Origin of the sequence: Micromonospora sp. NPDC002389 (genome assembly GCF_040296095.1) — a bacterium.
GTDB lineage: Bacteria > Actinomycetota > Actinomycetes > Mycobacteriales > Micromonosporaceae > Micromonospora.
This window is the reverse complement of the sequence record NZ_JBEOWP010000003.1, coordinates 77,250-101,870: the sequence shown is the minus strand read 5'-3', so window position 1 is coordinate 101,870 and position 24,621 is coordinate 77,250. Positions and strand designations below refer to the sequence as shown.

The following is a 24,621-nucleotide window of genomic DNA, read 5'->3' as shown; positions in this document are numbered from 1 at the left end:
CAGCCCTATGCGCCGACGATGGCGGTCAGGTCCCCGTACGCGGGCCGCCGACGCTCACTCCCCGGAACGGCGTCCACCACTTGACGGGCCACCGTCAGTAGCAGCTCGTTGCGGTGCTCGCCCGGCAACGCGTCGAGTAGGTCTGCGGCGAGTCGCAGCCCGTCAGGGATGTCGCCTTCGCGGATCAGGCAGACCGCCTGGTGCAACTGCACCTGAGCGCGGAGCCGCGCCTGAGACTGCGGGTACAGGGCGAGCGCCAGGGACTGCGCCCGTTTCGCGTCGGCGAACCGACCAGCGTGGGTGAACACCCACGACGCCGTGTAATGCAGCCGGTGTTCCGGCCAGCCCCAGACCGATTCCACATCGGTGATCACGGGGGTGGGTAGCTGAGAGGCGAGGTCCGATAGCCGTTCGACTGTGGCGACTGCTTCCGTATGCCGGCCGGCCAGGGAAAGCGCCTGTGCCCGTCCGGCCAGTAGGCCGCACGTAGCCGCCGACGCCCGCTGATGCACCAGCGGCAGGGCTTGATCGGACATTTGCACGACCGTGTTGGGGTCCCGGCCGTCGTAGCAGCCATTGACGACATCCCACGCCCACCCCGCCACGACCGAGTCCGGGTCGCCGGATTTGTCCGCGAGTTCGCGCGCCGACCGCCACCATCGGGCGGCTGCCCAGCCTTGACCTGCGGCGACCATTCCGAATGCGACCATCAGTGAGAGCTTCGACGCGGCCCGCAACAACCCTGCCCGCTGGGGCCCGTCAGCCGCCGCGAGTTGATGTTGCAGGACGGTCATGTCGACGGTGAGCTGGCGGTCCAGTTGGTCTGCGGGCAGCCGGTAGTAGTCGTAGCCGTAGTCTTCGACGATCCTGTCCCATTCATCGGCGTGCCCAGCGGCGACACCGAAGCCGTGACGGAGAGCTTCCAGGCCGACGAGCGGTGCCACGGCCGGTGCTGCGGCGAGGGCACCCATCGCGCCGAGAACCTTCCGCCTCCGCATGTCGGTCTCACCTGCCTGCCGCTGCCACGCCTGCACGAGCGCACCGCCCGCGCCCAACGCGTCGTCGCACGCTTCCGCGAGTGGCCGGGTCGGCGGCCTTACGCCCCGCTCCACCTGAGACAGGTAGGAGAAGTCGAGACGAACAGCCGAACCCAAGGCGCGTAGCGACAACCCGGCGGCGAGCCGGTGTTGTTTCAGTGTCTCCCCAAAGCGTCCCATCGGCATCCCCGCGATGTGGGCAATTGTGTGGGCCCACTGCTCACACCTACCCCACACGCAGAGTAGCGACAAGGCTGCGTGTAGGTCCCCCGACGGGCCGGGCGGACCGGCTGGGATAACGCGCCGACGGTCACTGACATCGATGTCGAGGCCGGCGGCCTGCGGTAGTCCCTCGGGCTGCGGGATCGCGACGTCTGCACGGAGGTCTCCAGTCTGGCGGCGATGCGATCCCGCAGCCCCTTCGATTCAGGCAACAAGGGAGTACGAATGCGAGTCGATTCAGCCATCGCCCCTGGCACGTCAGTGCACTGGGTGCCGTACGACAATGGGTAGCGAGTTGTTGCCGATCGGCCGGCGGGTGGCGTACTGGCGGGGGCGGCGGCGGATGTCTCAGCAGGTGCTCGCCGACCGGTTGGGTAAGTCGAAGAGTTGGGTCGACAAGGTCGAACGTGGCGTTCGATCACTGGACAAGGTATCCACGATCGCAGAGGTTGCCGCAGTGCTCCGGATCGACCAGGCCACACTGCTCGGTCGTGACCGTCAGCGCTCCGCTGTCGACGTACGAGCAGAGGGTGTGCAGCGGATTCGGGCGGCACTGTCGACGTACGACATGACTCTCGGTCGCCGGGCGGCGGTCCGGGAAGCACCCTCGGCAGCTCACGTGGCCCGCAGCACCGGGCATGCGTGGACCACCTACCAGCACGCGCGGTACCCGCAGTTGATCAGTGGGCTGCCGGAGTTGCTGGTCGGGGCGCAGTGCCGCTACGTCCTCGACCCGGGATCGGGGCGGATCGCACTGGTGGAGGCGTACCGGGTGACGGCCGCCCTGCTCGTCAAACTCGGCGAAGGCGAGCTGGGCTGGCTGGCCGTCGACCGCGCAATGACCATCGCCACCGACGATGCGGAGTTGGTCGCCGCTGCGGCGGTTCAGCTAGGGCAGGTGCTACGTGCCACCGGCCGGTCGGGCTCGGCGGTGTCGGCAATGCGGACAGCCGCGTACCGCATCGTCCGGGCCGACCTCGACGGCGACCAGCCGGCGCAACTGTCGCTGTGCGGCACGCTGCTCGTGCAGGCCGCCCTCGCAGCGGCTCGGCAGGGGGACGAGCGCGCCACGGCAAGCCTGCTGGACGAGGCCGCCGACCTGGCTGCCCGGGTGGGCGACGGCCACGACCATCATCACACCGCCTTCGGACCTACCGCAGTCGCCGTAGCGCGGGCGGTGGCGGCGCTGGAGTTGGGCGACTCGGGCGAGGCCGCCACCTTGCACCAGGAGGTCGTACGCCGTGATGGCTGGCGGTGGCTGCCCGCAGAGCACCGTGCCGCGTATCTGCTCGACGCTACCCGCGCCCATCTTCACGGCGACGACCCGGCCCACGCCGCCCGGATCCTCCTCGATGCCGATCAGACCGCACCGGCCGAGGTGCGGCACCGGCCTGCCGCCCGAGACCTGCTGACCCAGATGATCCGACACCCGGACATTCCGATGCCGATCATTCGGCTCGCCACCACTCTCGGGGTGGGTTGAGCATGACCGCGCCGTTCCTGTCCCTGGCCCAGATTCTCAACCGACTCGCCATCACTGCCCGGCGGACCCTCCGCGACCATCACCCCACGCCCAGCGGCACCTGCCCGATCTGCCGTGTGCCGCCGGACTGCCCGGCAGCCACCGCTGCCCGCAGCGTCCTCGACACCATCAGGCAGATGCGCTGGCGTGATCGAGGCGATCCGGGTCGTCAGACCACCTCGCGCAGGTAGCCGTCGATCGAGGCGGCCAGCACCTCCTCGCCGGGACGCGCCCACACCTCCGCGTTGAAGACCTCCACCTCGATCGGGCCGGTGTAGCCGGCCGCGTCCACCGCCTCGCGCATCCGGCGCAGCTCGATGCAGCCGTCGCCGGGCAGGGCCCGCCCCAACAGCACGCCCTCGGGCAGCGGGGTGATCCAGTCGCAGACCTGGAACGAGGCGATCCACTCCCCCGCGCGGGCGATCTGGTCGTAGACCGTGTCGTCCCACCACACGTGGTACGCGTCGACCACCACGCCGACCACGCTCGGGTCGAACCGTTCGGCGATGTCGAGCGCCTGGCCGAGGGTGGCGATGACGCAGCGGTCGGCGCTGAACATCGGGTGCAGCGGCTCGATGGCGAGCGTCACCCCGGCGGTGTCGGCGTACGGGGCCAGTTCGGCGATGGCGTCGGCCACCCGGGCGCGGGCCCCGTCGATGTCCTTGCTGCCGGGCGGCAGGCCGCCGGAGACCAGCACCAGCACCGGCGCGCCGAGGGTGGCGGCCTCGTCGACGGCGCGCCGGTTCTCGTCCCGCCAGTCGTCGGCGGTGAAGAACCCGCCCCGGCACAGCGTGGTGACCGCCAACCCGGCGTCGCGGACCAGCTTGGCGGCGCGGTCCAGGCCGTACTCGGCGACCGGCTCCCGCCACAGGCCGATGCCGGGCACCCCGGCGGCGACGCACCCGGCCACCACGTCGGGCAGCGCCCAGTGCTTGGCGGTGGCCTGGTTGAACGAGAAACGGGCCAGCTCCGGGCGACCGGCGGTCACTGGGCCACCCCCGCCACCTGGAAGAAGGCCCGGGCGCGGGCGGCGGCCAGCTCGGCGTCGGGCAGCAGACCGGCGGCGTCGGCCAGGGTGAGCAGGGTGGCCAGGTGCGCCGGTGACCGGCCGGACTGGAGGCCGCCGACCATGGTGAAGTGGTCCTGGTGGCCGGCGAGCCAGGCGAGGAAGACGATTCCGGTCTTGTAATACCAGGTCGGGGCCGCGAACAGGTGCCGGGCCAGCGGCACGGTCGGCGCGAAGATCTCGTCGTACGCGGTCAGGTCGCCCCGGTCGAGGGCGGCGAACGCGGCCGAGGCGGCCGGGGCGATGGCCGCGAAGACGCCCAGCAGCGCGTCGGAGTAGCCGACCTCGTCGCCCCGGATCAGCTCCGGGTAGTGGAAGTCGTCGCCGGTGTAGAGGCGTACGCCGGCCGGCAGTCGGCGGCGCAACGCCACCTCGCGACCGGCGTCGAGCAGCGACACCTTGATCCCGTCCACCCGGGAGGCGTGCGTCTTGAGCAGCTCCACCACGGTGTCGGCGGCCAGGTCCAGGTCGGTGGAGCCCCAGTAGCCGGTCAACGCCGGGTCGAACATCGGGCCGAGCCAGTGCAGCACCACCGGCCGGTCGGCGGCGGTCAGCAGGTCGTCGTACACCCGCAGGTAGTCCTCGGGGCCACGGGCGGCGGCGGCCAGGTGGCGGCTGCACATCAGCACCGGCACCGCCCCGGCGGCCTGCACGTCGTCGAGCTGTTCGCGGTAGGCGGCGGCGACCTCTGCGAGGGAGACCGGACCGGCCGGTAGCTGGTCGGTGGCGACCCCGGCGACGATCCGGCCGTCGGCCGCCCGGGCCTCGGCCGCGCTGCGCCGGATCAGTTCCCGGGTGGCCGAGTAGTCCAGGCCCATGCCGCGCTGCGCGGTGTCCATCGCCTCGGCCACCCCCAGCCCGTACGACCAGAGGTGGCGACGGAAGGCGAGGGTGCTCTCCCAGTCGACGACGGCGGGCGTACCCGGGGTGTTGTCGGCCTGCGGGTCGGCCACCACGTGCGCGGCGGCGTACGCGATCCGGCTGCGCGGCGGGCCGTCGGGGCGGGGGTGTCCGGTCCCGCCGGCCAGCCGCAGTCGCCGGCCACCGGGCAGGGTGACCTCGGCGGCGCTCACAGCGACAGCTCCGGGATCTCGATGCGGCGTCCCTCGCGGGCCGACACCAGGCCCAGCTCGGCCAGTTGCACGCCGCGCGCCCCGGCCAGGAAGTCCCACGGGAACGGCTCGCCGACCGCGACGTGCCGCAGGAACGCCTCCCACTGCACCTTGAAGCCGTTGTCGAACTCCTCGTTGTCCGGCACCTCGGTCCACTGCGCGCGGAAGTCCTCGGTGGCCGGCAGGTCCGGGTTCCACACCGGCTTCGGGGTGACCGCGCGGTGCTGCACCCGGCAGCGGCGCAGTCCGGCCACGGCGCTGCCCTGCGTGCCGTCGACCTGGAACTCGACCAGTTCGTCGCGGTGCACCCGGACGCACCAGGAGGAGTTGAGCTGGGCGATCACGCCGCCGGCCAGCTCGAACACGGCGTACGCGGCGTCGTCGGCGGTGGCCGCGTACGGGCGGCCCAGCTCGTCGACGCGCTGCGGGATGTGCGTGGCGACGGTGGCCGAGACGCTGCGCACCTCGCCGAACAGTTCCGCCAGCACGTAGTGCCAGTGCGGGAACATGTCGACCACGATGCCGCCGCCGTCCTCGGCCCGGTAGTTCCACGAGGGACGTTGGGCGGGCTGCCAGTCGCCCTCGAAGACCCAGTAGCCGAAGTCGCCGCGCACCGACAGCACCTGGCCGAAGAAGCCGCCGTCGAGCAGCCGCTTGAGCTTGCGCAGCCCGGGCAGGAAGAGTTTGTCCTGCACCACGCCGGTGCGGATGCCGGCGGCGTTCGCGGCCCGGGCCAGGTCCAGGGCGGCGGCGGTGTCCTCGGCCAGGGGCTTCTCGGTGTAGATGTGCTTGCCGGCCTCGATGGCCTGCCGGATCGCCTTCTCCCGCTGCTGGGTGACCTGCGCGTCGAAGTAGATCTCGACGTCCTCGCGGGCCAGCGCCGAGGTCAGGTCGGTGGTCCAGTCGGTCAGGCCGTGCCGTTCGGCGATCTCCCGCAGCTTGGTCTCGCTGCGGCCGACCAGCACGAGGTGCGGCCAGAGGGTGGTGCCGTCGGGCAGCCGCACGCCGCCGGCGTCGCGGATGGCCAGCAGGGAGCGCACCAGATGCTGCCGGTATCCCATCCGGCCGGTGACGCCGTTCACGATGATGCCGATCGACCTGCGGGTCATGGGGGTCCTTCCGTCGCACACGCACGGGTAAGCGCTTTCCCGCGTAGCCTAGGCCGGGCCGCCGCGCCGAGGCAAGCGCTCTCCCAGCAGCGATATTTCCGGCCCCCGCCGCCCACCGGCCGTTGTCGGACGCCGCCACGGCACCCGGCACACCGCGCTGAGCTGGGCCGCGACCAGCGGCGTGAGCTGCCGGAACCGACCCCCGAGCAAGTCACCCTGACTGCGGTACGGTGACGCTGGCCGCCAGGCGCGCGGCGTGAGGCCAAGGGGGCGGTACGTGGCGACTCTGTCCGATGTGGCCCGGCGGGCCGGCGTCTCCCCCGCCACCGCCTCTCGGGTGATCAACGGCAGCAGCAAGCCGGTCACCGACGAGTTGCGGGAGCGGGTGCTCCAGGCCGTCGCCGATTTGCAGTACGTACCGAACGCCCACGCCCAACTGCTCGCCCGCTCGCACCGGGGCGCCGTCGGCGTGATCGTGCACGACGTCTCCGACCCGTACTTCTCCGAGATCACCCGGGGCCTGCAACGGGTCGCCACCGACCAGGGTCGGCTGCTGATGATCTGCAACAGCTACCGCGACCCGGAGCGCGAGCTGGAGTACGTCGAGCTGCTGCGCGGGCACCAGGTGGCCGCCATCATCCTGGCCGGCTCCGGCTACCACGACGCGGAGTTCACCCGCCTGCTCAACGGCAAGCTGGCCGCGTACGAGGCGACCGGCGGGCGGGTCGCGGTGATCGGCCGGCACGAACACTCCGGCGACGCGGTGATGCCCGACAACCGCAGCGGTGCCCGACTGCTCGGGCAGGAGCTGTGCCGGCTGGGCCACGAACGGATCGGCGTGGTGGCCGGCCCCCAGGTGTTGACCACCACCACCGACCGGTTGACCGGGCTGCGTGAGGGGCTCACCGCGCACGGCCGGGATCTGCCGGAGCACCGCATCCGGTACGCCGAGTTCGACCGCGACAGCGGGGCCGCCGCCACCGCCGCCCTGCTCGACGCGGAACCGGAGCTGACCGCCATCGCGGCACTCAACGACTCGATGGCGATCGGCGCGCTGGCGCTGCTGCGCTCGCGCGGGCTGGCGGTGCCCGACCGGGTCAGCGTCGTCGGCTTCGACGACATGCCGATGGCCCGGGACGTCACACCGACGCTGACCACGATCCGGCTGCCGCTGGTGGAGATGGGCGCGCGGGCGATGGCACTGGCCCTGGACCCGGGTGCGGACCGCCCCCGGGTGGAGTCGCTCGCCGCCGAGCTGGTCCGCCGCGACAGTTCCGCCCAGCCACCGGACTGACCGTGGGGCCGCCGCGACCGGGTTGCGCGGCTGAGATAGACGTAGTGACATGCGTAGACTCCTGATCTCCGCCGCGCTCGCCGTGGCGATGGTGGCCGGCGCCACCGGGCAAGCGGTGGCTGCTCCGCCGGACAGCCCCGCGCCCCGGCCGGCCGCCACCGGCTGGTCCATGGCCGGCGGCGAGCTGACCTGGCGTTCGAGCACACGGGTGCCGGTCGGCGGCGCCGCCGTCGAGTTCTGGTCGGGGGACCGGCGGCTCGGCCAGGCCCGCCCGCACCCGGACGGACGCACGTTCAGCCTGCCGCTGACCGGGCCGGTCGAACCCGACCAGCTCAGCGTGCGGGCCGGCGGCAGGCGGCTCGACGGGCAGGCACCGCCCGCCGCTCGCCGGTCGGCTCCGGTCACCGCCGTGCCCGCTCCGCAGCCCGCCGCCGCCGTCGATCCCGGTGTCCCCGGACCCCACGCACCGATCACCGGCGAGTACGACCTGCCCGCCGTCACGCTGCCGGACTTCCCGAAGAAGGTCGAGATGCGCGCGGTGGTGGTCGCGCCGCAGGGCAGCACCGGAGCGCGACCGCTCGCGGTGTTCCTGCACGGCCGCCACACGACCTGCTATCAGGAGGGTGCCGACGATCTGTTCCTCCAGTGGCCGTGCCCGGACGGCACCGATCCGATTCCCAGCCACCGGGGCTACCTCCAGGCACAGCGGCTGCTCGCCTCGCAGGGCTACCTGACCGTCTCCATCTCGGCCAACGGGATCAACGGCCAGGACTGGGCCGTCGAGGACGGCGGGGCCCAGGCCCGCTCCTCCCTGATCCGGCTGCACCTGGCCAAGTGGGCCGACTGGGCCGGTGCCGGACGCGCCACCGCGCCGGACATCGTGCGCGCGGCACCCCGCGCCGACCTGTCCCGGGTGCTCCTGGTGGGTCACTCCCGTGGCGGCGAGGGAGTCAACCGCGCCGCGATGGACTCGCTCACCCCGCCGCCGGCCGCCGTCGACGGCTACTCGGGCCGGGTCCGGTGGACCGTACGCGGTCTGCTGCTGATCGGTCCGACCATCTTCGGTCACAACCCCGCGCCGGACGTCCCGTCGGTGACGATCCTGCCCGGCTGCGACGGTGACGTCCTCGACCAGCAGGGCCAGATGTTCGTGGACGGCACACGCGGAGTCAGTTCCGGCCGCGCGCTGCACAGTGCGCTCTACGTGATCGGGGCCAACCACAACTTCTTCAACACCGAATGGACACCCGGACAGGCGGTGGCGCCGTCGTGGGACGACTTCTACACCGAGGACGGTGGACCGGATCCCGTCTGTGATCCCGGCACCCCGACCCGGCTCACCGCCGCGCAGCAGCAGACCGTCGGGGCCACCTACGTCGCCGCCGCCGCACGGCTGTTCGTCGCCGGTGACGACCGGGTCCGGCCACTGCTCGACGGCAGCGGCCGACGCGCCCCCTCGGCCGATCCGGCCCGGGTGCTCAGTCACGCGCTCGGCGGCAACCGCACGCCGGTCCTGACGCCGGATGCGTCGACCACCCTGTCCGGCGGGGCACGCCTCTGCGACCAGGTCACCTACGATCCGCAGCGGTCCTGCCTCGACCCGGACGACCGCAACGCGCAGTTCGCGCACTTCGTGCCGTTCCACTGGACCGTGCCCGACGTCGACCGGTACGCGGCCGAGCTGACCTGGTCTCGCGCCGGCACCCCGATCCGGCTGACGCCGCCCCGGCCGGTCTCCGTCGCCGGTGCCCGCGAGTTGGCGCTCCGCGTCATCGTCCCGCCGAACACCACCGACAACCGGTGGGACGTCTCCGTCGTCGGCACGGACGGACGGCGTACCCGGCTCGGTGAGGTCCGGGTCGACGGCCTGCCCGGCACCGGGTACACGACCTCGTACTGGGCGCAGGAGGTGCGGGTACCGCTGAAGGGCGCCCCCACCCGGCTGGCCACGATCGAGATCACCCCGCGCAGCGCGAACGGCCGGGCCTGGCTGCTCGACGCGTGGGGATGGGCGCCGGGCACCCCCGACCCCCGCCCGGCCGCCCTGCCCCGCCTCGACGTCGGCTTCCTCCAGGTGCAGGAGGGCGACACCGGCACGCGGACGCACGAGATCCCGGTGTCGTTGACCGGACGCGGCAGCGGCGCGGTACGGCTGTACCTGCTCGACCCGGTGACCCTCGAGACGCGCATCTGGACGGCCACCGTGCGGCCCGGTCAGCGCAGCATCCGGGTGCCGGTCGACGTGGTCGGGGACACGCTGTGGAACTACACCGAGCAGTACACCTTGTCCGTCAAGACGGACCGGGGCGTGGTGGTCGGCGACTACGTCGGCGGACTCGACGTCCGCAACGACGATCCGGTGCCGGTGCTCACCGTCGAGTCCCGCGAGGCGCGCGTAGCCGAGGGCGAACTGCTGAGCTGGCGCTTCTCAGCGTCAGCGCCGACCGAGCAGGGCCTGTTCCTGTCCACCTGGCCGCAGGCGCCCAGCGACGGACCGGAGTTGTCCACCCTGGACGTCGACCCGGACTGGTTCACCGACAACGCGTTCGAGCCGGTGCAGCCGGAACGGCCGTTGTCGCAGACCTGGCTGACGCCGTACCTGGTAATTCCCGCCGAGACCGGCGTCGGTGAGGTCATCGTGCCGACGGTCGCCGACTCGGTGACCGAGCCGGACGAGTGGATCGAGCTGTCCTTCGACGAGCCCGAGGACGGGCCGGTCGTGGACGTGGTGCTGACCGGAGTGGTGACCGGCGGCTGACCGGTCGGCGACACCGGACGCATACCCTGGTCCGGTGCCGCCGCTCAGCCCCACCCAACAGGTCCTCACCGCCGACGACGTGGCCGACTACGTCCGGGCCTCGTTCAGCCCCGAGCGGAAGGTCCGCGACTGTGCTCCGCTGACCGGCGGCGGCTTCGCCACCGTGTGGTGGGTCCACCTCGACGACGACCGCGAGGTCGTGCTCAAGGTGGGCCCGCCGCCCACCGCCCGGCTGCTGCGGTACGAGACCGGGCTGCTCGCCGCCGAGGCCCGCTACTTCCGGCTGGTCGCCACCGGCGCACCTGCGGTGCCGGTGCCGGCCGTGCTGCACCACGGCGTGCACCCGCGCCTCGGCGAGTGGCTGGTCACCAGCCGGCTGCCCGGACGCGCCCTGCCCGACCTGGACGTCGACGACGCACCGGCCCGCGCCGACCTGGGCGCGGCGACGGCGGCCGTGCACCGGATCATCGGCGACCGGTTCGGCTACGACGCGGGCCGGACGGGCGCAGCGACGTGGCGGGCGGCGTTCACGGCGATCATCGAGGACCTGCTCGCCGACGCCGCCGACTGGGACATCGCGCTGCCCGCCCCGCCGCAGCGGTTCCGCACGCTGGTCGCCCGGCACGGTGACCTGCTCGACCAGGTACGCCGCCCGGCGCTGCTGCACTTCGACTGCTGGGACGGCAACGTGCTGGCCGCGCCGGACGACACCGGCGCGTACCGGATGTGCGGGCTGGTGGACGGCGAACGTTTCCTCTACGGCGACCCGCTGCTGGACCTGGTCTCGCCGCTGCTGTTCCGGCGCGCCGAGGACGAGCCGACGCATCCGTTCCTGCGCGGGTACGCCGAGGCCACCGGCACGCCGCTGGTCTTCGACGACGGGGCTCGCCGCCGGTTGGCGCTGTACCGGATGCACCTGCACCTGCTGATGACCGTGGAGATGCCGAGTCGGGGCATCACGCCCGACAACGACCCGGGGCGACACACACTGCTGGCCGACCTGTTGGCGCGTGACCTGGCCGACCTGTCGGACGACTAACCTGCGGTGGCCTCGACGGCGAAGGCCAGCACGACCAGGGTGCCGTTGCTGACCGCGTGGGCCAGGATCGGCACCCAGAGGTTGCGGTACCGGTGCAGGAGCCAGGCGAAGATGAGCCCGGCGACGAGCGCGCTGATGGTGTTGAAGACCCGGGGCAGGTGCGCCACGGCGAAGAAGGCCGCGGAGAGGACGACGGCGGCGACGGCGGGCATCCGGGCCGCCAGTCCGCGGAAGAAGACGCCCCGGTAGAGGACCTCCTCGTAGACGGGTGAGGCGACGGCGCCGAAGGCGAACGCGAAGGTGAACTGCGCCAGGAGGCTCCCGGCGGGGTAGCCGCCCTCTCCACCGCCGCCCTCGGTGAGCGCGGTGGGCAGCACCAGCAGCAGACCGAGTGTCAGCGCGGCCTTGGCCAGGCCCCATCCGGCGGCGGCGCCGAGCTGGCCCCGGTCGGGGCGCTCCAGCAGCAGCGGTCGGCGGATCGCGCCGAAGCGGTGCCAGGTGACCAGCAGGCCGACGGCCAACTGGGTGCCGTTGATCAGGACCCAGGCGATGCTCGTGGCCGCCATCTCGGACATGCCCAGCCGGGCCGGTCCCTGTGCCAGGAAGTCCGCCACGGCCGAGTTGGCCAGACCGATGCCGACGAGGAACACCAGGGCCATGTCGAGGTAGGTGAATCGAGGGGCGTGCGTGATCGGGGTGGTACGGCCCGGTGCGGAACTGCTCATGAGCGCTAGATTAGGTCGCTGACCTATATCGGTCAAATGACCGATCATCTATGATCAAGGGCGTGCCGAAGGTTGTGGATCACGAGGAGCGGCGGCGGCATCTCGGTGCCGCCGCCTGCACGGTGCTCGCCCGCTCGGGCTCGGTCGGGATGACCGTCCGGGCGGTCGCCACCGAGGCCGGCATGGCGCTGGCGACCGCCCAGCACTACCTGCCGACCAGGGAACGCATGGTGCAGGCGGCCATCGCGCACCTCGCCGAGCGGGTGACCCGGCGGGCGCAGACGATCCCGGCGGACGCCATCACCGTGGACGTCCTCCGGCAGGCGGCGTGCGAGATCGTCCCGCTGGACGACGAGCGGACCTTCGAGGCCCGGGTCTGGCTCGTCCTGACCGCCGAGGCGCTGGTCGACGCGCAGATATCGGAGATCCTCGCCACGAGCGAGGCAGCCCTGCGGGCCAACCTCGAACGGCTGCTCACCCGTGGCCGGGCCGACGGCGACCTCGGCGCCCACGTCGACCCGCACGCCGAGGCCGCCGCGCTGACCACCCTGACCGACGGCCTCACGGTCCGGATCCTGACCACCGGCCTGAGTACAGCCGACGCCCACACGGAGATCGACACGCACCTCGCCCGACTCGCGCCGGCAGACGATTGACGGCGGCACCCGGTCCCGCCGTGCCCACGCTCGACGGCGGGACGCCCGGCCTCGCCACCACACCGCGAACGCCACCCGCCCGGCCGCCGTCAGGCAGGGCGGGTCGGCGACTCACCGGGCGGCGGGCGCGAAGGGGGCCAGCGGGTTGGGCAGGGCGCCGACGAGTTGCAGGGCGGCCGACGGGTCGGAGAGGTCGACCATCTGCTGGTTGTCGCGCAGTTGCAGCCGGTTGAGGCAGGACAGCGCGAACTCCGGGGCGAACAGGTCGTAGCGGGCCAGCCGGTCGGCCAGGTGCGGCACCTGGTCGGCGTACTCGGTGGCGCAGTCGGCGACGGCCCGCCAGAACGTCTCCTCGTCCACGACGCCCTGCGCGACCAGGGTGGCGCTGAGGAAGCGGAAGAAGCAGTCGAAGACGTCGGTGAAGATGGAGAGCAGCTTCATGTCCTCCGGGATGTCGGCCCGGATGCGCTCCACGGTCGCCGGCAGTTCCGCGTCGGCGCTCATCACCACGATCTCCTCGGCGATGTCCTTGAAGATCACCCGCTCCACCGCGCCGTCCCGCAGCACCATGATGACGTTTTCACCGTGCGGCATGAACGCCAGGTCGTAGGCGTAGAAGGCGTGCAGCAGCGGCGTCAGGTAGGCGTTCAGGTAGCGGCGCAGCCACTCGGTCGGCGCCAGCTTCGAGGCGGCGACGAGTTCGGCGGCGAACGAGCGCCCGTCGGCGTCGACGTGCAGCAGCGACGCCATGGTGGCCAGCCGTTCGCCGGGGGCGAGGCCGGGCACCGGGCTCTCCCGCCAGAGCGCCGCCAGCATCTTGCGGTACGGCGAGTAGCGGTCGGTCGCTTCCTCGTACTGCCGGTGCCGGTAGCCGACGGCGGCCCGCTCCCGCAGGATGGTCAGGCCGGTCGCGCCGAACACCGCGTCGCCGGCGACCAGCTCGGCGAGCCAGTCGTTGATCGCCGGGGTGGCCTCCATGTACGCGGCCGACAGCCCCCGCATGAAGCCCATGTTCAGCACCGACAGGGCGGTCTTGACGTAGTGCTGCTGCGGTGCGCTGACGTTGAAGAAGGTCCGGATGGACTGCTGGGCCAGGTATTCGTCCGGCCCCTCGCCGAGGTGCACCAGGCGGCGGCGGGCCACCTCACCGGCGAAGGTCACCGACGTCTTGTTCCACCACTGCCACGGGTGCACCGGCATGAGCAGGTAGTCGTCCAGGTCCAGACCGAGTTCACGCATCGTGTCGGTGAACCGGGCCAGGGTCGCCTCGCCCAGTTCCGCCCGCAGGAAGCTCGCGTACTCCAGGTCGGCGGCGCAGGTGAAGCGGGCGTGGTCGCGGTGCGCGGCCACCCAGACGAGCCGGACCGGGTGGGCGGCCTCCGGGGCGTACCGGTGGTATTCGTCGACGCCGAAGCCGAGCCGGCCGTTGTTGGCCACGAAGCACGGGTGGCCCTCGGTCATCGACGTCTCGATCACCTGGAAGTCGGCCTCGACCAGTTCGGCGGCGCTCGGCAGCGCGCGGTCCCGCTTGTACGCGGCACCGGCCAGCGTGGAGGTGATCTCCTCCAGATAGACGGGCAGGATCCGGTCGGCGAGCCCGAGCGCGTCACGCAGTTCCAGGCAGAGGTCGACGGCGTCCAGCGGCAGCGACTCGTCGCCCCGGTGCCGGGTGATGCTGTCCGGGTCGATGTCCCAGTGCTCCAACGCCAGCACCCGCGCTGCGAAGCGGTACCGCACCGCGCCGGAGTCGCCGCTCACCGCGTACCACCGGCGGCCGTGCGCGTCGGCGGGCCCTGCGGTCGGGTCGACCGGCTCGGGGGTCAGCAGCCGCTCGTGGGTGAACTCCGCGAGGGCCTTGCGCACCAGCAGCCGGTTGACCCGCTCCCAGGTCTGCGGGCGCAGGTGCGCGACCGGTGCGGGCGAGGTGGGGGTGGTCACGATGATGCTCCTTCGCTACGGGTCGCGGCGACGAACCGCTCCCGGGTGCAGATGCTCAACAGGGCCGTCTTCTCCGGCTTGGCGATCGGGCCGACCACCTCGAACCCGACCGTCGCGTTGAGCGCGTGCACGGCGGTGTTGCGCACGTCCGGCTCGACCACGACCCGACGGGTGGCGGGGTCGGTGAAGAGCCAGGCCATCACGGTGGTGATCACGGCGGTGGTGAAGCCGTGCACGGGGGTGTCGGTGGGCGCGCAGAGGAAGTGCATGCCCACGTCACCGGGCTGCGCGTCGTGGAGGCCGACCAGCTCCACCCGGGCTGGGTCGTACCGTTCGGCGAGGAACGCCGGCTCACCACGCCACAGCCCGAGGTAGGCGTCGTGGTGCGGGTGGGCGGCGATGGCGCCGTACTCGGTCGCGACCCGGTCCACGTCGGCGTCCTGCATCATCCAGAACGCCGCCTTGGGGTGGGTGACCCAGCGGTGCAGCAGCGGCGCGTCGGCGGCCACGTCGAGCGTACGCAGGGCGAACTCGCCCAGCCCCGGATCGTGGCGGGTGAACACGATCTCGGTCACGCGGGCACCCCGAACTCCTGGAACGTGATCGACTTCTCGATCGGGTACGGCTCCCGGCCGAGCAGCTCGCGGATGATCCAGGCGTTGCGGTACGGGCCCATCCCGAGGTCGGGTGAGGTGATGCTGTGCGTGTGCGTACCGCCGTTCTGGAGGAAGACGCCGCGCCCGGTCTGGTCGATGCTGTAGTTGCGGGCGACGTCGAGCCGGCCGTGCCCGTCGAAGCGCAGCCGGTCCCGGATCGGGTCCAGGTACGCCGGCACCCGGTAGTGGTAGCCGGTGGCCAGCACCAGCCCCTCGCTCTCCAGCGTGAAGTCGCGCTCCTGCTCGACGTGGCGCAGCGCGAGCGTGTGCACCCCGGCTGCCTCGTCGTAGCTCACCTCGGTCAGCTCGGTGTTGGTCAGCAGGTGGGTGTTCACCGGGCCGTGCACGCTGGTGGCGTAGAGCAGGTCGAAGATGCCGTCGATCAGGTCGGCGGAGATCCCCTTGAACAGGCCCTTCTGCTCGGACTCCAGCCGGTAGCGGGTCGCCTCGGGCAGCGCGTGGAAGTAGTCGACGTAGTCCGGCGAGGTCATCTCCAGGGTGAGCTTGGTGTACTCCAGCGGGAAGAACCGGGGCGAGCGGGTCACCCAGTTCAGCCGGTAGCCGTATGTGTGGATGTCGCCGAGCAGGTCGTGATAGATCTCGGCGGCGCTCTGTCCACTGCCGACCACGGTGATGCTCCGCTTGGCCCGCAACGCGTCCCGGTTGGACAGGTAGCGCGAGTTGTGCACCGCGTCGGAGGTCAGCCCGGCGCACGCGGGCGGCAGGTGCGGCGGGGTGCCGGTGCCGAGCACCACGTGCCGGGCCCGGTACGAGACGGTGTCGCCGTCGACGGTGGCGGTCACCACGTACCGGTCGTCGGCCGGGTCGTACTCGACGGCGGTCACCTGGTGGCCGAAGCGCAGGTTGGACAGCTTCCCGGCGGCCCACCGGCAGTACGCGTCGTACTCCACGCGCAGCGGGTAGAAGTTCTCCCGGATGTAGAAGGGGTAGAGCCGGCCGATCTCCTTCAGATAGCTGAGGAAGGAGTACGGCGAGGTGGGGTCGGCCAGGGTCACCAGGTCGGCCATGAACGGGGTCTGCAGGCGGGACGACTCCAGCAGCATCCCGGGGTGCCAGGACACGTCGTCGCGGGCCTCCAGGAACAGCCCGTCGAGGTCGGCGATCGGCGCGGTCAGGCAGGCCAGGCCGAGGTTGTACGGGCCGAGACCGATCCCGATGAAGTCGTAGCTGGACATCCGGCCCTCCAGGCTCGGGTTCTCCGGCGGCATGTCAGCCGACCGGGCAGGTCAGGTCAACGGCGGGCGTGCCGGCGTGGGCGTGCACGTACCGGCCGGCGTGCTCGGCGATCAGATCCAGCACGTACCCGACATCCTCGCGCGTGGTGTGCGGATTGAGAACGGTGAACTTGAGGTACTGCCGACCGTCCACCTTGGTGCCCGCGACGACGGCCAGGCCGGAGGCGGCCAACGCCTCGCGGGCCCGCAGGTTGGCCGCGTCGGCCAGGTTCCGCCCCGGCCCGGTGGGCAGCCAGCGGAACACCACCGTGCTCAGCGGCGAGCGGGTCAGCACCTCGAAGCGGGGGTCGGCGGCGACCAGCCCGAAGGCGTCGTCGGCCCGGTCACAGACCTCGTCGAACAGCTCGCCGACCGCGTCCGGGCCCATCACCCGCAGGGTCAGCCAGAGCTTGAGGGCGTCGAAGCGCCGGGTGGTCTGCATGCTCTTGTCGACCTGGTTGGGGATGCGCTGGGCGACCATCCGGGCCGGGTTGAGGTAGTCGGCGTGCCAGGTGACGTGCCGCAGCGTCCGCCCGTCGCGGACCAGCACGGCGCTGGAACTGACCGGCTGGAAGAAGGACTTGTGGTAGTCGACGGTCACCGAGTCGGCCCGCTCGATGCCGTCGAGCAGGTGCCGGCGGGTGGGCGAGACCAGCAGCCCGCAGCCGTACGCGGCGTCGACGTGCAGCCACACCTCGGCGGTGGCGCACACCTCGGCGATCTCGTCGAGCGGGTCGATGGTGCCGAAGTCGGTGGTGCCGGCGGTGGCGACGACCGCCATCACCGGCAGACCGTCACGTCGGCAGCGGGCGATCTCGTGGCGGACCGCGCCGGACCGCATCCGCCGGTCCGGGCCGGTCTCCACCAGCACGATCGCGTCGGGAGCCAGACCGAGCAGCTTGGCGGCCTTCTGCACGCTGAAGTGGCCGGCCGCGGAGGCGATGATCCGCAGCCGGGGCAGCAGGATGCGTCGGTCGGCCGGGGTGGCTCCGGCCAGGGCCTCCTCCCGGGCCAGCAGCAGGGCGTGCAGGTTGGACTGGGTGCCGCCGCTGGTGAACACCCCGTCGGCGGTCGGGCCGAACCCGATCCGGCCGGCCGTCCAGTCGATCAGCCGCCGCTCGATGAGGGTGCCGCCGGCGCTCTGGTCCCAGGTGTCCATCGAGGAGTTCACCGCGCTGAGCACCGCCTCGCCGAGCAACGCCGGGAGGACCACCGGGCAGTTCAGGTGGGCCAGGTAGCGGGGGTGGTGGAAGTAGACCGCGTCGCGCAGGTAGACCTCCTCCAACTCGTCCAGGGCGGCGGTGGCGTCACCCAGCGGACGGTCCAGGTCGACCGCGTCGACCAGCGGCGTCAATTCGTCCGGGCGTACGCCGGTGCAGGGTCCGGTCGCCTCGGCCACCCGCCGGGCCACCCGCTCGGTGCCGGCCGCCACGACGCGCCGGTACTCCTCGACTGTGCCGGCATGGAACAGGTGGGCCCGGGCTGTTGTGGGCCCGTTCGGCGGCCGGGTCGGCGTTGCCTCGGCGGTGTGCACCGGCAGGGTCATGGACGTCCTCCACGCTCGGCGGATCGGGTTTCGGGCAGCCGGAACCCGCCGCTCGTACGTCGAGCGGCGGGCGCTGCGGTCTCGGCGGGTGGTGGCAAGGGGGCGGCTGGCGGGATGACGCGCGGGTCGCCCGGAGGCGTCAGGTGAGCTTCCTCGCACCCGGGGGTGCCGGGGCGGTGCTCGGCCGGAGGCCGGAAACGGCGGACGCGAAGCGAGGTCGGCCGATGCGGCCGGCGCGCCGAAGTCCGAAAGTGACCAGTGCGTCGTCTCCGCCGCAACAGGCGGGCACGGCAACCACGACGGTAGCGCCGGCCACGACCGAGCCCCGGAACACGGGGCGGCGAGTGGAGACGAGATCAGGCATCGCGTCGTCTTTCGATCAGGGTCGAGAGGACCTTGGACAACCGCGGTTAGGTTAACCTAACCTAACCCCCTGTCAAGTCCCGATCGGCGTTTCGCGCCACACTGGAGCTCACACTGTCCGTCATCGACCCACCACCCCACGAGACGACGAGCCGTCGCCCCACCCGGCACGACCGGTCGCCGTCGGCCGTCACTCGTCCGGGCGGCAACGAGCCGCACCCCGCCGCCCCACCGCCGTTCTCCGACGTCCCGCTGCGTACCGGTACGGTTACGCCGTGAGCGAGCGGACAGCTACCGGATCCTGCGCACACAGTGGACGGCGATACCGGGACCGGTACGGCATCCCGCACCTGCGCGCCGACGACCCCGGCTCGCTGGCGTACGCGCAGGGTCGGGTCACCGCCCTGGACCGGGCCTGGCAGATCGAGGTGGAACGACACCGCTCCCAGGGCACCAGCGCCGCCTTCCTCGGCCCGGACGCGCTCGCCTGGGACCGGTTCGCGCGGCAGGTCCGGCTCGCCGACACCGCGCGCCGCTGCCACGCGGCACTCGACCCGGCCACCGCCGAGTGGGTCGGCCGGTACGTCGACGGCGTCAACAGCGGCTTCGCCGAGGGCGCGGCCCGGGCCCCCGAGTTCGCCGCCACCGGCCTGTCCCCCGGCACCTGGCAGCCGTGGACGCCGCTGGCCGTCTGGCTCGGCCACCACGTGCTCTTCGCCGGGCTGCCCACCAAGCTCTGGCGCGAACACGTGGTGCGAAATCTCGGATCGACGGCGGCCCGCCTGTTCGCCGTCGACGGGCAGGTGACCTCCGGCAGCAACGGCTGGCTGGTCACCGGCGACCGCACCGCCACCGGCGCGCCCCTGATCGCCGGTGACCCGCACCGGTTCATCGAGGCGCCCGGCATCTACCAGCAGATCCGCCTGGCCTGCCCGGAGTACGACGTGCTCGGGTTCGCCGTGCCCGGCGTGCCGGGCCTGCCGCACTTCGGGCACGCCGGTGCGGTGGCCTGGGCCATCACCAACGCGATGTCCGACTACCAGGACCTGTACGCCGAGCGGCTGCGCCGCCGAGGTGACGCGGTCGAGGCGTACGGACCGGACGGGTGGCGGCCGACGTACCGGCAGGTCGAGACCATCGAGGTGGCCGGTGCCGACCCGGTCGAGGTCGAGGTGATCGAGACCGAGCGCGGGCCGGTGGTCTCCGGCGGACCCGACGACGATCCCGAGCTGACCGTCAGCCTGCGTCACCCGCCCCGCGTCACCGCTGACCTCGGCTTCGCCGTGCTGCCCGCGCTGCTGCGCGCGCGTACCGTCGGCGACCTGGACGCCGCCCTGGACGGCTGGGTCGAGCCGGTCAACGTGGTGCTCGCCGCCGACACCGACGGTGGGCTGCTGCACCGGGTCGCCGGGCGGGTGCCGCGACGGCACCCGGACAACGGGCTGCGGGTGGTGCCCGGCTGGTCGGCCGAGCACACCTGGCAGGGCTGGCACGACACACCGGAGTCCCCGGTCGACGGGGTCGCGGTGATGGCCAACGAGCGCGGCATCTCCGCCGCCCTCGGCGTGGAGTTCGCCCCGCCGTACCGCGCCGACCGGATACGTACGCTGCTCACCGCCCGCACCGGTTGGCGCGCGGAGCAGATGGCCGCCGTACACTCCGACACCCACCTGGCCGGAGCCGAGCCGCTACTCGCGGTGCTGGCCGGCCTGGACGGGCTCAGCGCCGCCGCCGACGCCCTGCGGACCCGGCTGCTGGCCTGGGACCGCCGGATGGCCGCCGACAGCGTCGACGCGGCGACCTTCGCCGACCTGCGCTCGGCGGTGGCCCGACGACTCGCCGCCCATCCGGCGCTGGCCGTGCTGGCCGAGCCGCCGGCCCACCCGGAGGTGTTCCACCCCTGGCTGGCGCTGGTGCCCCGAGTCGGGTACGCGGTGGTCCCGCTGCTGCACGCCGATCTGCGCGGCGTGGACCGCGACGCGCTGGTGCGGTCGGCGGCCGAGGAGGTCGCCGCCACCGGCGACACCCGCCGGTGGGGTGAGCGGCACCGGCTGCTGGCGTGGCAGGCCCTGCCCGACCCGGCCGCTCCGCCCGGGCCGGAACTGCACGGCGACAGCGACTGCGTGCTGGCCACCTCCAGCGTCCCCGGCGTCACCGACCTGTGCCTGCGCGGACCGGCCGCCCGGTACGTGTGGGACCTGGCCCGCCGTGAGGACAGCCGCTGGGTGGTGCCGCTCGGCGCCACCGGCACCGGAGAGCACCGCGACGACCAGCTCACCCACTGGTTGCGCGGCGACCTGGTCGAGGTGACCTGCGACTGGGACCGCCTCACCGAGGAGCACGATGACTGACCCGCACCACCACACGCGACACATCCCCGGTTTCGGCACCGTCACCTTCCGGCCGGTCGACCCGGAGGCCGACGCGGACGTCATCCACGGCTGGGTCAGCCAGGACCGGGCCCGCTTCTGGGGCATGCGCGACGCCGACCGGGACCGGGTCGTGGAGGTCTACCGGTACGTCGACTCGCTGCCCAGCCACCACGCGTACCTCACCCTGCGCGACGGGGAACCGGTGGCCCTGTTCCAGGGCTACCAGCCCGAGCACGACCCGGTCGGCGAGTGCTACCCGGTACGCCCCGGCGACTGCGGCGGTCACCTGCTGATCGGCACCCCGGTACGCCCCGAGCCCGGCTTCACCGGCACGCTGCTCGCCGAGTTCGTCGCGTTCGTCTTCACCGACCCCACCCGACGGCGGCTGATCATGGAGCCGGACGCCCGCAACGACAAGGCGATCGCCCGACTCCGGCGGGCCGGTTTCGTCGAGGGTCCACTGATCGACCTGCCGCACAAGCAGGCCCGCCTGATGTTCCTGGACCGCCCCGATGACCTGGATGGCGAGCAGGACGGGTAAGCCCGCCCGAACACGACGTCCGATCACCGCCAGATGACCGACCCCAACGCCGACACCATCAACGGATTCACCGCCGCCCCGTCCACCACCGCCCACCGCTACGGCCCGTCCCATCCGTCGCGCCGAGGACGGGCCATAGCTCTGTCACACTCTTCGATGAGTGCGGTGGGGAAGACGACGGGCGCACACCCGGTTCGATTCGTCTGCGCTATCAGCTCGACAGGGGCCCGAGTGCACCTCCCCGAACCCCTGTCGCTCAGAGGGCCACGAACGCACCGCAGGATCGGGTGGCCGAAGCGCACATCGACATCGATCGAGAGGAGTGAGGTGGTGGACGTCTTCGGATCGGTGGCCGACCTGTACGAGACCGCCCGGCCGGGCTATCCGTCCGAGATCGCCGAGGAGATCGTCGCCTATCACGGCAGCGCGCCTGCGTCCGTGGTCGAGATAGGCGCCGGCACCGGTAAGGGAACCGACGTGCTCGCCCGCATCGGCGCACCCTTGACCTGCATCGAGCCCGATCCGCGGATGGCGGCGCTGCTGGCCACGCGTCATTCCGATGTCCGCATCCACGTCAGCACCTTCGAACAGTGGTCGCCACCTCCCGGTGGGGCCGACGTGCTGGCCTGCGCCATGGCCTGGCACTGGCTGGATCCGGCCACCCGCAACGCACACGCACGGCAGGCACTCGCGCCCGGCGGCACACTGGCCGTCCTCGGGCACCGCTACGACTACGCCGACCCCGGCCAACGAGCGGCGATCCGATCGGCGCTGCACGCCCTGGACGCCACCGCACGGGAGCGGCCCACGGACTGGTTCCACCAGGACATCGTCGACCACGGCCAGTTCGTCAACGTCCGCAAGGAGGTCTTCCGACGCGACCTGCCCCTCGACCGGCAACGCTATCTCGACCTGGTGCGCACCTTCGGGCCGTACCTCTCCCGGTCGCCGGAGCAGCAACAGGCTGGCCTGACCGTCCTCGGCCGACTGGTCGACGACTTCGGCGGCACTGTCGTCCTCGACCTGCGCACCACGCTGGTGCTGGGCCACCGCCCATGACCAGGCACGGCCTCGGTCGGCAGGGCGGGGCGCATCAGACTCAAGCCGGCTGGCAGCGCTCCGACAGCGCGTAACGGGTCAGCACCACGTCCCCGATCTGGCGCGCCTCCATCACCTGGGCCCGCCGGCCCGGGTGCCAGGGGAACCGGCCCTCGCCGACGAACCGGGGTGCCCGCCGGTCCCCCACGAAGAACGGCGCCACCACCAGGTGCAGCTCGTCGGCGAGCCCGGCGGCGAGGAACTGGCCGTGCACCACCGCGCCGCCCTCCACCAAGAGCCGCTGTATCCCCCGGTCGGCGAGATCGGCCAGCGCCCGGGACAGGTCGATCGGGTCACCGGCGTCGACCACCGTGGCCAGGTCACCGAGGCGGTGGCGGGTCTTCTCCAACGCCTCGCTGGCGCAGTAGACGATCCGCTCGGTATCGCCGACGGTGAAGAACCGGGCAGTCGGGTCCAGATCGCCGCAGCCGGTCAGAGTCACCCGGGTCGGGGACTCGGGCAGGCCCCGGGCGACCCGGTCGGCCCGGCGCCGGTCGCAGCGGACCAGCAACCGGGGGTCGTCGCGGCGGACCGTACCGGCCCCGACCAGGATCGCGTCGCAGTCGGCGCGGACCGCGTCGACCCGATCGAGGTCCGCGTCGTTGGAGAGCAGCAGCCGCTCCTCGGTGGCGTCGTCGATGTAGCCGTCGATCGAGGTCGCGCAGCTCAGCAGCACGTACGGGCGCTGCGCCGTCGCCGGGCCGGTCACCGGACGAAGGGGAGATCGGCGGTGCGGGCGGCCCGGCTGGCCTTGGCCGCGAGGTAGTCGGCGTTGGCCGGGGAGAGGAAGACACCGGTGGGTACCTGCTCGGTGACCGTCACCCCGAGGCGACCCAGTTGCTCGGTCTTCTCCGGGTTGTTGCTGAGCACCGCGATCGGCCCGACACCGAGCGCGACGAGCATCTGCGCGGCCACCGTGTAGTCGCGTTCGTCCTCCTCGTGCCCCAGGGCCACGTTGGCCTCGAAGGTGTCCAGCCCGGCGTCCTGCAACGCGTACGCGTCGAGCTTGGCGTACAGGCCGATGCCCCGGCCCTCCTGCCGCAGGTAGAGCAGGTACCCGCCGACCTCGGCGATCCGCTGCACCGCCTCCCGCAACTGCGGGCCGCAGTCGCAGCGCTGGCTGCCGAAGACGTCGCCGGTGAGGCACTCGCTGTGCGGGCGGACCAGCGGCACGGCCCCACCCTGCTCGGCGTCGCCGAGGGCGAACGCAAGGTGTTCCCGGCCGTCGACCAGGCCGTCGAAGGTGAACAACCGGGCGGTGGTGGCGTAGCCGTCGGGGAACCGCAGCGGCACGGTGACCTGCGTCCGGATGGTGGCGAGAGGCAGGGAGTCGGACATGGGTCTCCTCGTCATACGGTGGCGGGTACACGAACACGTCGAGCCAGCAGCACAGCCGCTCCGGGCAGGCTCGCGACGAGCACGAGAGCGCCGTACACGGTCGCCGCGGCCACCCCCTCGGCGGCGGTCAGGCCGGCGGCGGCGAACGCCCACGCGGCCACCCCCTCGCGCGGGCCGAAACCGGCGACGTTCGCCGGTACGGCCATCGCGAGCAGGGCAAGCAGGGTCAGCGGCAGCAGCAGGGTCAGCGGCGCCGTGGAGCCCGCCGTCCGCGCCGCCAGCAGGAACGTCGCCAGGTGTCCGCCGATCGCGAGCGCGGAGGCGACCAGCACACCCAGCCAGGTGCGTCGGCCCAGCAGGCCGTTGCGCACGTCGGAGACGGCCGTACCGATCGCACGGGTGACCCGGGTGGCGCCCGACTGCGGTAGCACCCGGGCGGTCAGGACCACGCCGGCCAGCACCGCGACCGCCACCGCGGTCGCCACCGGCAGGTACGGACGCACCGGCGAGGGGAACACGAACAGCAGCACCACCGCGACCGCCACCAGCACGACCTGGCCGGCGACGCGCTCCCAGACCACCGCCCGGATGCCGCGTCCCACGTCACCGACGTCGCGGCCGTGGCGTACCGCCCGGTGCACGTCGCCGAGGATCCCGCCGGGCAGGGTGGCGTTCAGGAAGATCGCCCGGTAGCAGTGCGCGACCGCCTCCCGCAGGGGCAGCCCGACGCCGAGACCACCAGCGACCAGGCTCCACCGCCAGGCGACACAGATCGTGGTGAACAGGCCGATGGCGAGTGCGGCAGCCAGCGCGGGAGCGTCGATCAGCCGCAGCCCGGCCAGGAACGGTCCCGTTCCCAGCCACAGCAGAAGGCCGACGATCACGGCGAGCCCCAGCGCCAGTCGCGCCCAACCCCAGAACGACCGACCCGCCGGGGCGGCCGTGGACACGGCGCCACCAGCTAACTCCCCCACGCGTGCCTCCCCGGCATGGC

At 72.4% G+C, this 24,621-nt stretch carries 20 protein-coding genes; 8 read left to right on the top strand and 12 right to left on the bottom strand.

Going from position 1 to position 24,621, the window contains the following annotated elements; translation table 11 throughout:
• Positions 1 to 5 precede the first annotated feature (5 nt).
• Positions 6 to 1,217, bottom strand: a complete 1,212-nt coding sequence (locus ABT008_RS06610) for a helix-turn-helix domain-containing protein (RefSeq protein ID WP_350694241.1) — start codon at positions 1,215 to 1,217, stop codon at positions 6 to 8.
• Positions 1,218 to 1,542: 325 nt separating this feature from the next.
• On the opposite strand from ABT008_RS06610, the gene ABT008_RS06605 reads away from it, so the two are divergent.
• Complete coding sequence (locus ABT008_RS06605; protein WP_350694239.1) at positions 1,543 to 2,742, top strand: helix-turn-helix domain-containing protein; 1,200 nt, start codon at positions 1,543 to 1,545, stop codon at positions 2,740 to 2,742.
• Positions 2,743 to 2,950: 208 nt separating this feature from the next.
• Here the strand turns inward: ABT008_RS06605 and ABT008_RS06600 are convergent, their stop codons facing one another.
• Genes ABT008_RS06600 through ABT008_RS06590 form a run of 3 tightly spaced genes read right to left on the bottom strand, consistent with a single transcriptional unit; the run spans position 2,951 to position 6,068 of the window.
• Positions 2,951 to 3,769: a sugar phosphate isomerase/epimerase family protein gene (locus ABT008_RS06600; RefSeq protein ID WP_350694237.1), complete on the bottom strand. Its 819-nt coding sequence runs from the start codon at positions 3,767 to 3,769 to the stop codon at positions 2,951 to 2,953.
• Positions 3,766 to 4,920, bottom strand: coding sequence for a dihydrodipicolinate synthase family protein (locus ABT008_RS06595; protein WP_350694236.1), 1,155 nt, complete (start codon positions 4,918 to 4,920; stop codon positions 3,766 to 3,768). Before ABT008_RS06595 ends, ABT008_RS06600 begins: the two co-directional genes overlap by 4 nt.
• Positions 4,917 to 6,068 (bottom strand): Gfo/Idh/MocA family protein, encoded by a 1,152-nt coding sequence (locus tag ABT008_RS06590; RefSeq protein ID WP_350694234.1) that lies wholly within the window; start codon positions 6,066 to 6,068, stop codon positions 4,917 to 4,919. The genes ABT008_RS06595 and ABT008_RS06590 overlap by 4 nt, the downstream gene beginning before the upstream one ends.
• A 277-nt stretch (positions 6,069 to 6,345) precedes the next feature.
• Between ABT008_RS06590 and ABT008_RS06585 the strand changes: the two genes are divergently transcribed.
• Genes ABT008_RS06585 through ABT008_RS06575 form a run of 3 tightly spaced genes read left to right on the top strand, consistent with a single transcriptional unit; the run spans position 6,346 to position 11,159 of the window.
• Positions 6,346 to 7,362: a LacI family DNA-binding transcriptional regulator gene (locus ABT008_RS06585; RefSeq protein ID WP_350694232.1), complete on the top strand. Its 1,017-nt coding sequence runs from the start codon at positions 6,346 to 6,348 to the stop codon at positions 7,360 to 7,362.
• Between the two features lie 49 nt (positions 7,363 to 7,411).
• Positions 7,412 to 10,120, top strand: a complete 2,709-nt coding sequence (locus ABT008_RS06580; protein ID WP_350694231.1) for a hypothetical protein — start codon at positions 7,412 to 7,414, stop codon at positions 10,118 to 10,120.
• A 34-nt stretch (positions 10,121 to 10,154) separates the two neighbouring features.
• A complete protein-coding gene (locus ABT008_RS06575) occupies positions 10,155 to 11,159 on the top strand; it encodes an aminoglycoside phosphotransferase family protein (protein ID WP_350694229.1) in 1,005 nt (334 codons plus the stop codon).
• On the opposite strand, the gene ABT008_RS06570 is transcribed toward ABT008_RS06575, so the two are convergent.
• On the bottom strand, positions 11,156 to 11,884 hold the full coding sequence (locus tag ABT008_RS06570) for a CPBP family intramembrane glutamic endopeptidase (RefSeq protein ID WP_350694228.1): 729 nt from the start codon (positions 11,882 to 11,884) through the stop codon (positions 11,156 to 11,158). The two genes, ABT008_RS06575 and ABT008_RS06570, sit on opposite strands and share 4 nt — an antisense overlap.
• Before the next feature lie 62 nt (positions 11,885 to 11,946).
• On the opposite strand from ABT008_RS06570, the gene ABT008_RS06565 reads away from it, so the two are divergent.
• Positions 11,947 to 12,540 (top strand): TetR/AcrR family transcriptional regulator, encoded by a 594-nt coding sequence (locus ABT008_RS06565; RefSeq protein WP_350694226.1) that lies wholly within the window; start codon positions 11,947 to 11,949, stop codon positions 12,538 to 12,540.
• Between the two features lie 111 nt (positions 12,541 to 12,651).
• Here the strand turns inward: ABT008_RS06565 and ABT008_RS06560 are convergent, their stop codons facing one another.
• The 4 genes from ABT008_RS06560 to ABT008_RS06545 are packed head-to-tail and all read right to left on the bottom strand — an operon-like array spanning position 12,652 to position 17,915.
• Entirely contained in the window at positions 12,652 to 14,478 is a 1,827-nt protein-coding gene (locus tag ABT008_RS06560) for an IucA/IucC family protein (RefSeq protein WP_350694225.1), read from the bottom strand.
• On the bottom strand, positions 14,475 to 15,044 hold the full coding sequence (locus tag ABT008_RS06555; RefSeq protein ID WP_350694918.1) for a GNAT family N-acetyltransferase: 570 nt from the start codon (positions 15,042 to 15,044) through the stop codon (positions 14,475 to 14,477). Before ABT008_RS06555 ends, ABT008_RS06560 begins: the two co-directional genes overlap by 4 nt.
• 5 nt (positions 15,045 to 15,049) lie before the next feature.
• Positions 15,050 to 16,330, bottom strand: a complete 1,281-nt coding sequence (locus ABT008_RS06550) for a lysine N(6)-hydroxylase/L-ornithine N(5)-oxygenase family protein (RefSeq protein ID WP_350694223.1) — start codon at positions 16,328 to 16,330, stop codon at positions 15,050 to 15,052.
• A gap of 34 nt (positions 16,331 to 16,364) precedes the next feature.
• Entirely contained in the window at positions 16,365 to 17,915 is a 1,551-nt protein-coding gene (locus tag ABT008_RS06545; protein WP_350694221.1) for a pyridoxal phosphate-dependent decarboxylase family protein, read from the bottom strand.
• Positions 17,916 to 18,553: 638 nt separating this feature from the next.
• Between ABT008_RS06545 and ABT008_RS06540 the strand changes: the two genes are divergently transcribed.
• The 3 genes from ABT008_RS06540 to ABT008_RS06530 all read left to right on the top strand — a co-directional run bounded on the left by ABT008_RS06540 (position 18,554) and on the right by ABT008_RS06530 (position 22,250).
• Positions 18,554 to 20,629 carry a penicillin acylase family protein gene (locus ABT008_RS06540; protein WP_350694220.1) on the top strand — a complete coding sequence of 692 codons (2,076 nt, stop codon included), beginning with the start codon at positions 18,554 to 18,556 and terminating at the stop codon, positions 20,627 to 20,629.
• Complete coding sequence (locus ABT008_RS06535) at positions 20,622 to 21,191, top strand: GNAT family N-acetyltransferase (RefSeq protein ID WP_350694218.1); 570 nt, start codon at positions 20,622 to 20,624, stop codon at positions 21,189 to 21,191. Before ABT008_RS06540 ends, ABT008_RS06535 begins: the two co-directional genes overlap by 8 nt.
• Before the next feature lie 330 nt (positions 21,192 to 21,521).
• Positions 21,522 to 22,250 (top strand): class I SAM-dependent methyltransferase, encoded by a 729-nt coding sequence (locus tag ABT008_RS06530; protein ID WP_350694217.1) that lies wholly within the window; start codon positions 21,522 to 21,524, stop codon positions 22,248 to 22,250.
• A 40-nt stretch (positions 22,251 to 22,290) separates the two neighbouring features.
• Here ABT008_RS06530 and ABT008_RS06525 read toward each other — a convergent pair whose 3' ends face one another.
• Genes ABT008_RS06525 through ABT008_RS06515 form a run of 3 tightly spaced genes read right to left on the bottom strand, consistent with a single transcriptional unit; the run spans position 22,291 to position 24,601 of the window.
• The gene (locus ABT008_RS06525; protein ID WP_350694215.1) at positions 22,291 to 22,998 is read right to left on the bottom strand and encodes a RibD family protein; all 708 of its coding nucleotides are present in this window, start codon (positions 22,996 to 22,998) and stop codon (positions 22,291 to 22,293) included.
• On the bottom strand, positions 22,995 to 23,627 hold the full coding sequence (locus ABT008_RS06520; RefSeq protein ID WP_350694214.1) for a GTP cyclohydrolase II: 633 nt from the start codon (positions 23,625 to 23,627) through the stop codon (positions 22,995 to 22,997). The genes ABT008_RS06525 and ABT008_RS06520 overlap by 4 nt, the downstream gene beginning before the upstream one ends.
• A gap of 11 nt (positions 23,628 to 23,638) precedes the next feature.
• Complete coding sequence (locus ABT008_RS06515; protein ID WP_502890361.1) at positions 23,639 to 24,601, bottom strand: lysylphosphatidylglycerol synthase domain-containing protein; 963 nt, start codon at positions 24,599 to 24,601, stop codon at positions 23,639 to 23,641.
• Positions 24,602 to 24,621 lie beyond the last annotated feature (20 nt).

Bases quoted from the DNA above. Each gene is read 5' to 3' on its own strand.
- ABT008_RS06545 (WP_350694221.1), bottom strand. From the start codon at position 17,915: ATGACCCTGCCGGTGCACACCGCCGAGGCAACGCCGACCCGGCCGCCG.
- ABT008_RS06570 (WP_350694228.1), bottom strand. From the start codon at position 11,884: ATGAGCAGTTCCGCACCGGGCCGTACCACCCCGATCACGCACGCCCCT.
- ABT008_RS06550 (WP_350694223.1), bottom strand. From the start codon at position 16,330: ATGTCCAGCTACGACTTCATCGGGATCGGTCTCGGCCCGTACAACCTC.
- ABT008_RS06610 (WP_350694241.1), bottom strand. From the start codon at position 1,217: ATGGGACGCTTTGGGGAGACACTGAAACAACACCGGCTCGCCGCCGGG.
- ABT008_RS06580 (WP_350694231.1), top strand. From the start codon at position 7,412: ATGCGTAGACTCCTGATCTCCGCCGCGCTCGCCGTGGCGATGGTGGCC.
- ABT008_RS06520 (WP_350694214.1), bottom strand. From the start codon at position 23,627: ATGTCCGACTCCCTGCCTCTCGCCACCATCCGGACGCAGGTCACCGTG.
- ABT008_RS06605 (WP_350694239.1), top strand. From the start codon at position 1,543: ATGGGTAGCGAGTTGTTGCCGATCGGCCGGCGGGTGGCGTACTGGCGG.
- ABT008_RS06535 (WP_350694218.1), top strand. From the start codon at position 20,622: ATGACTGACCCGCACCACCACACGCGACACATCCCCGGTTTCGGCACC.
- ABT008_RS06590 (WP_350694234.1), bottom strand. From the start codon at position 6,068: ATGACCCGCAGGTCGATCGGCATCATCGTGAACGGCGTCACCGGCCGG.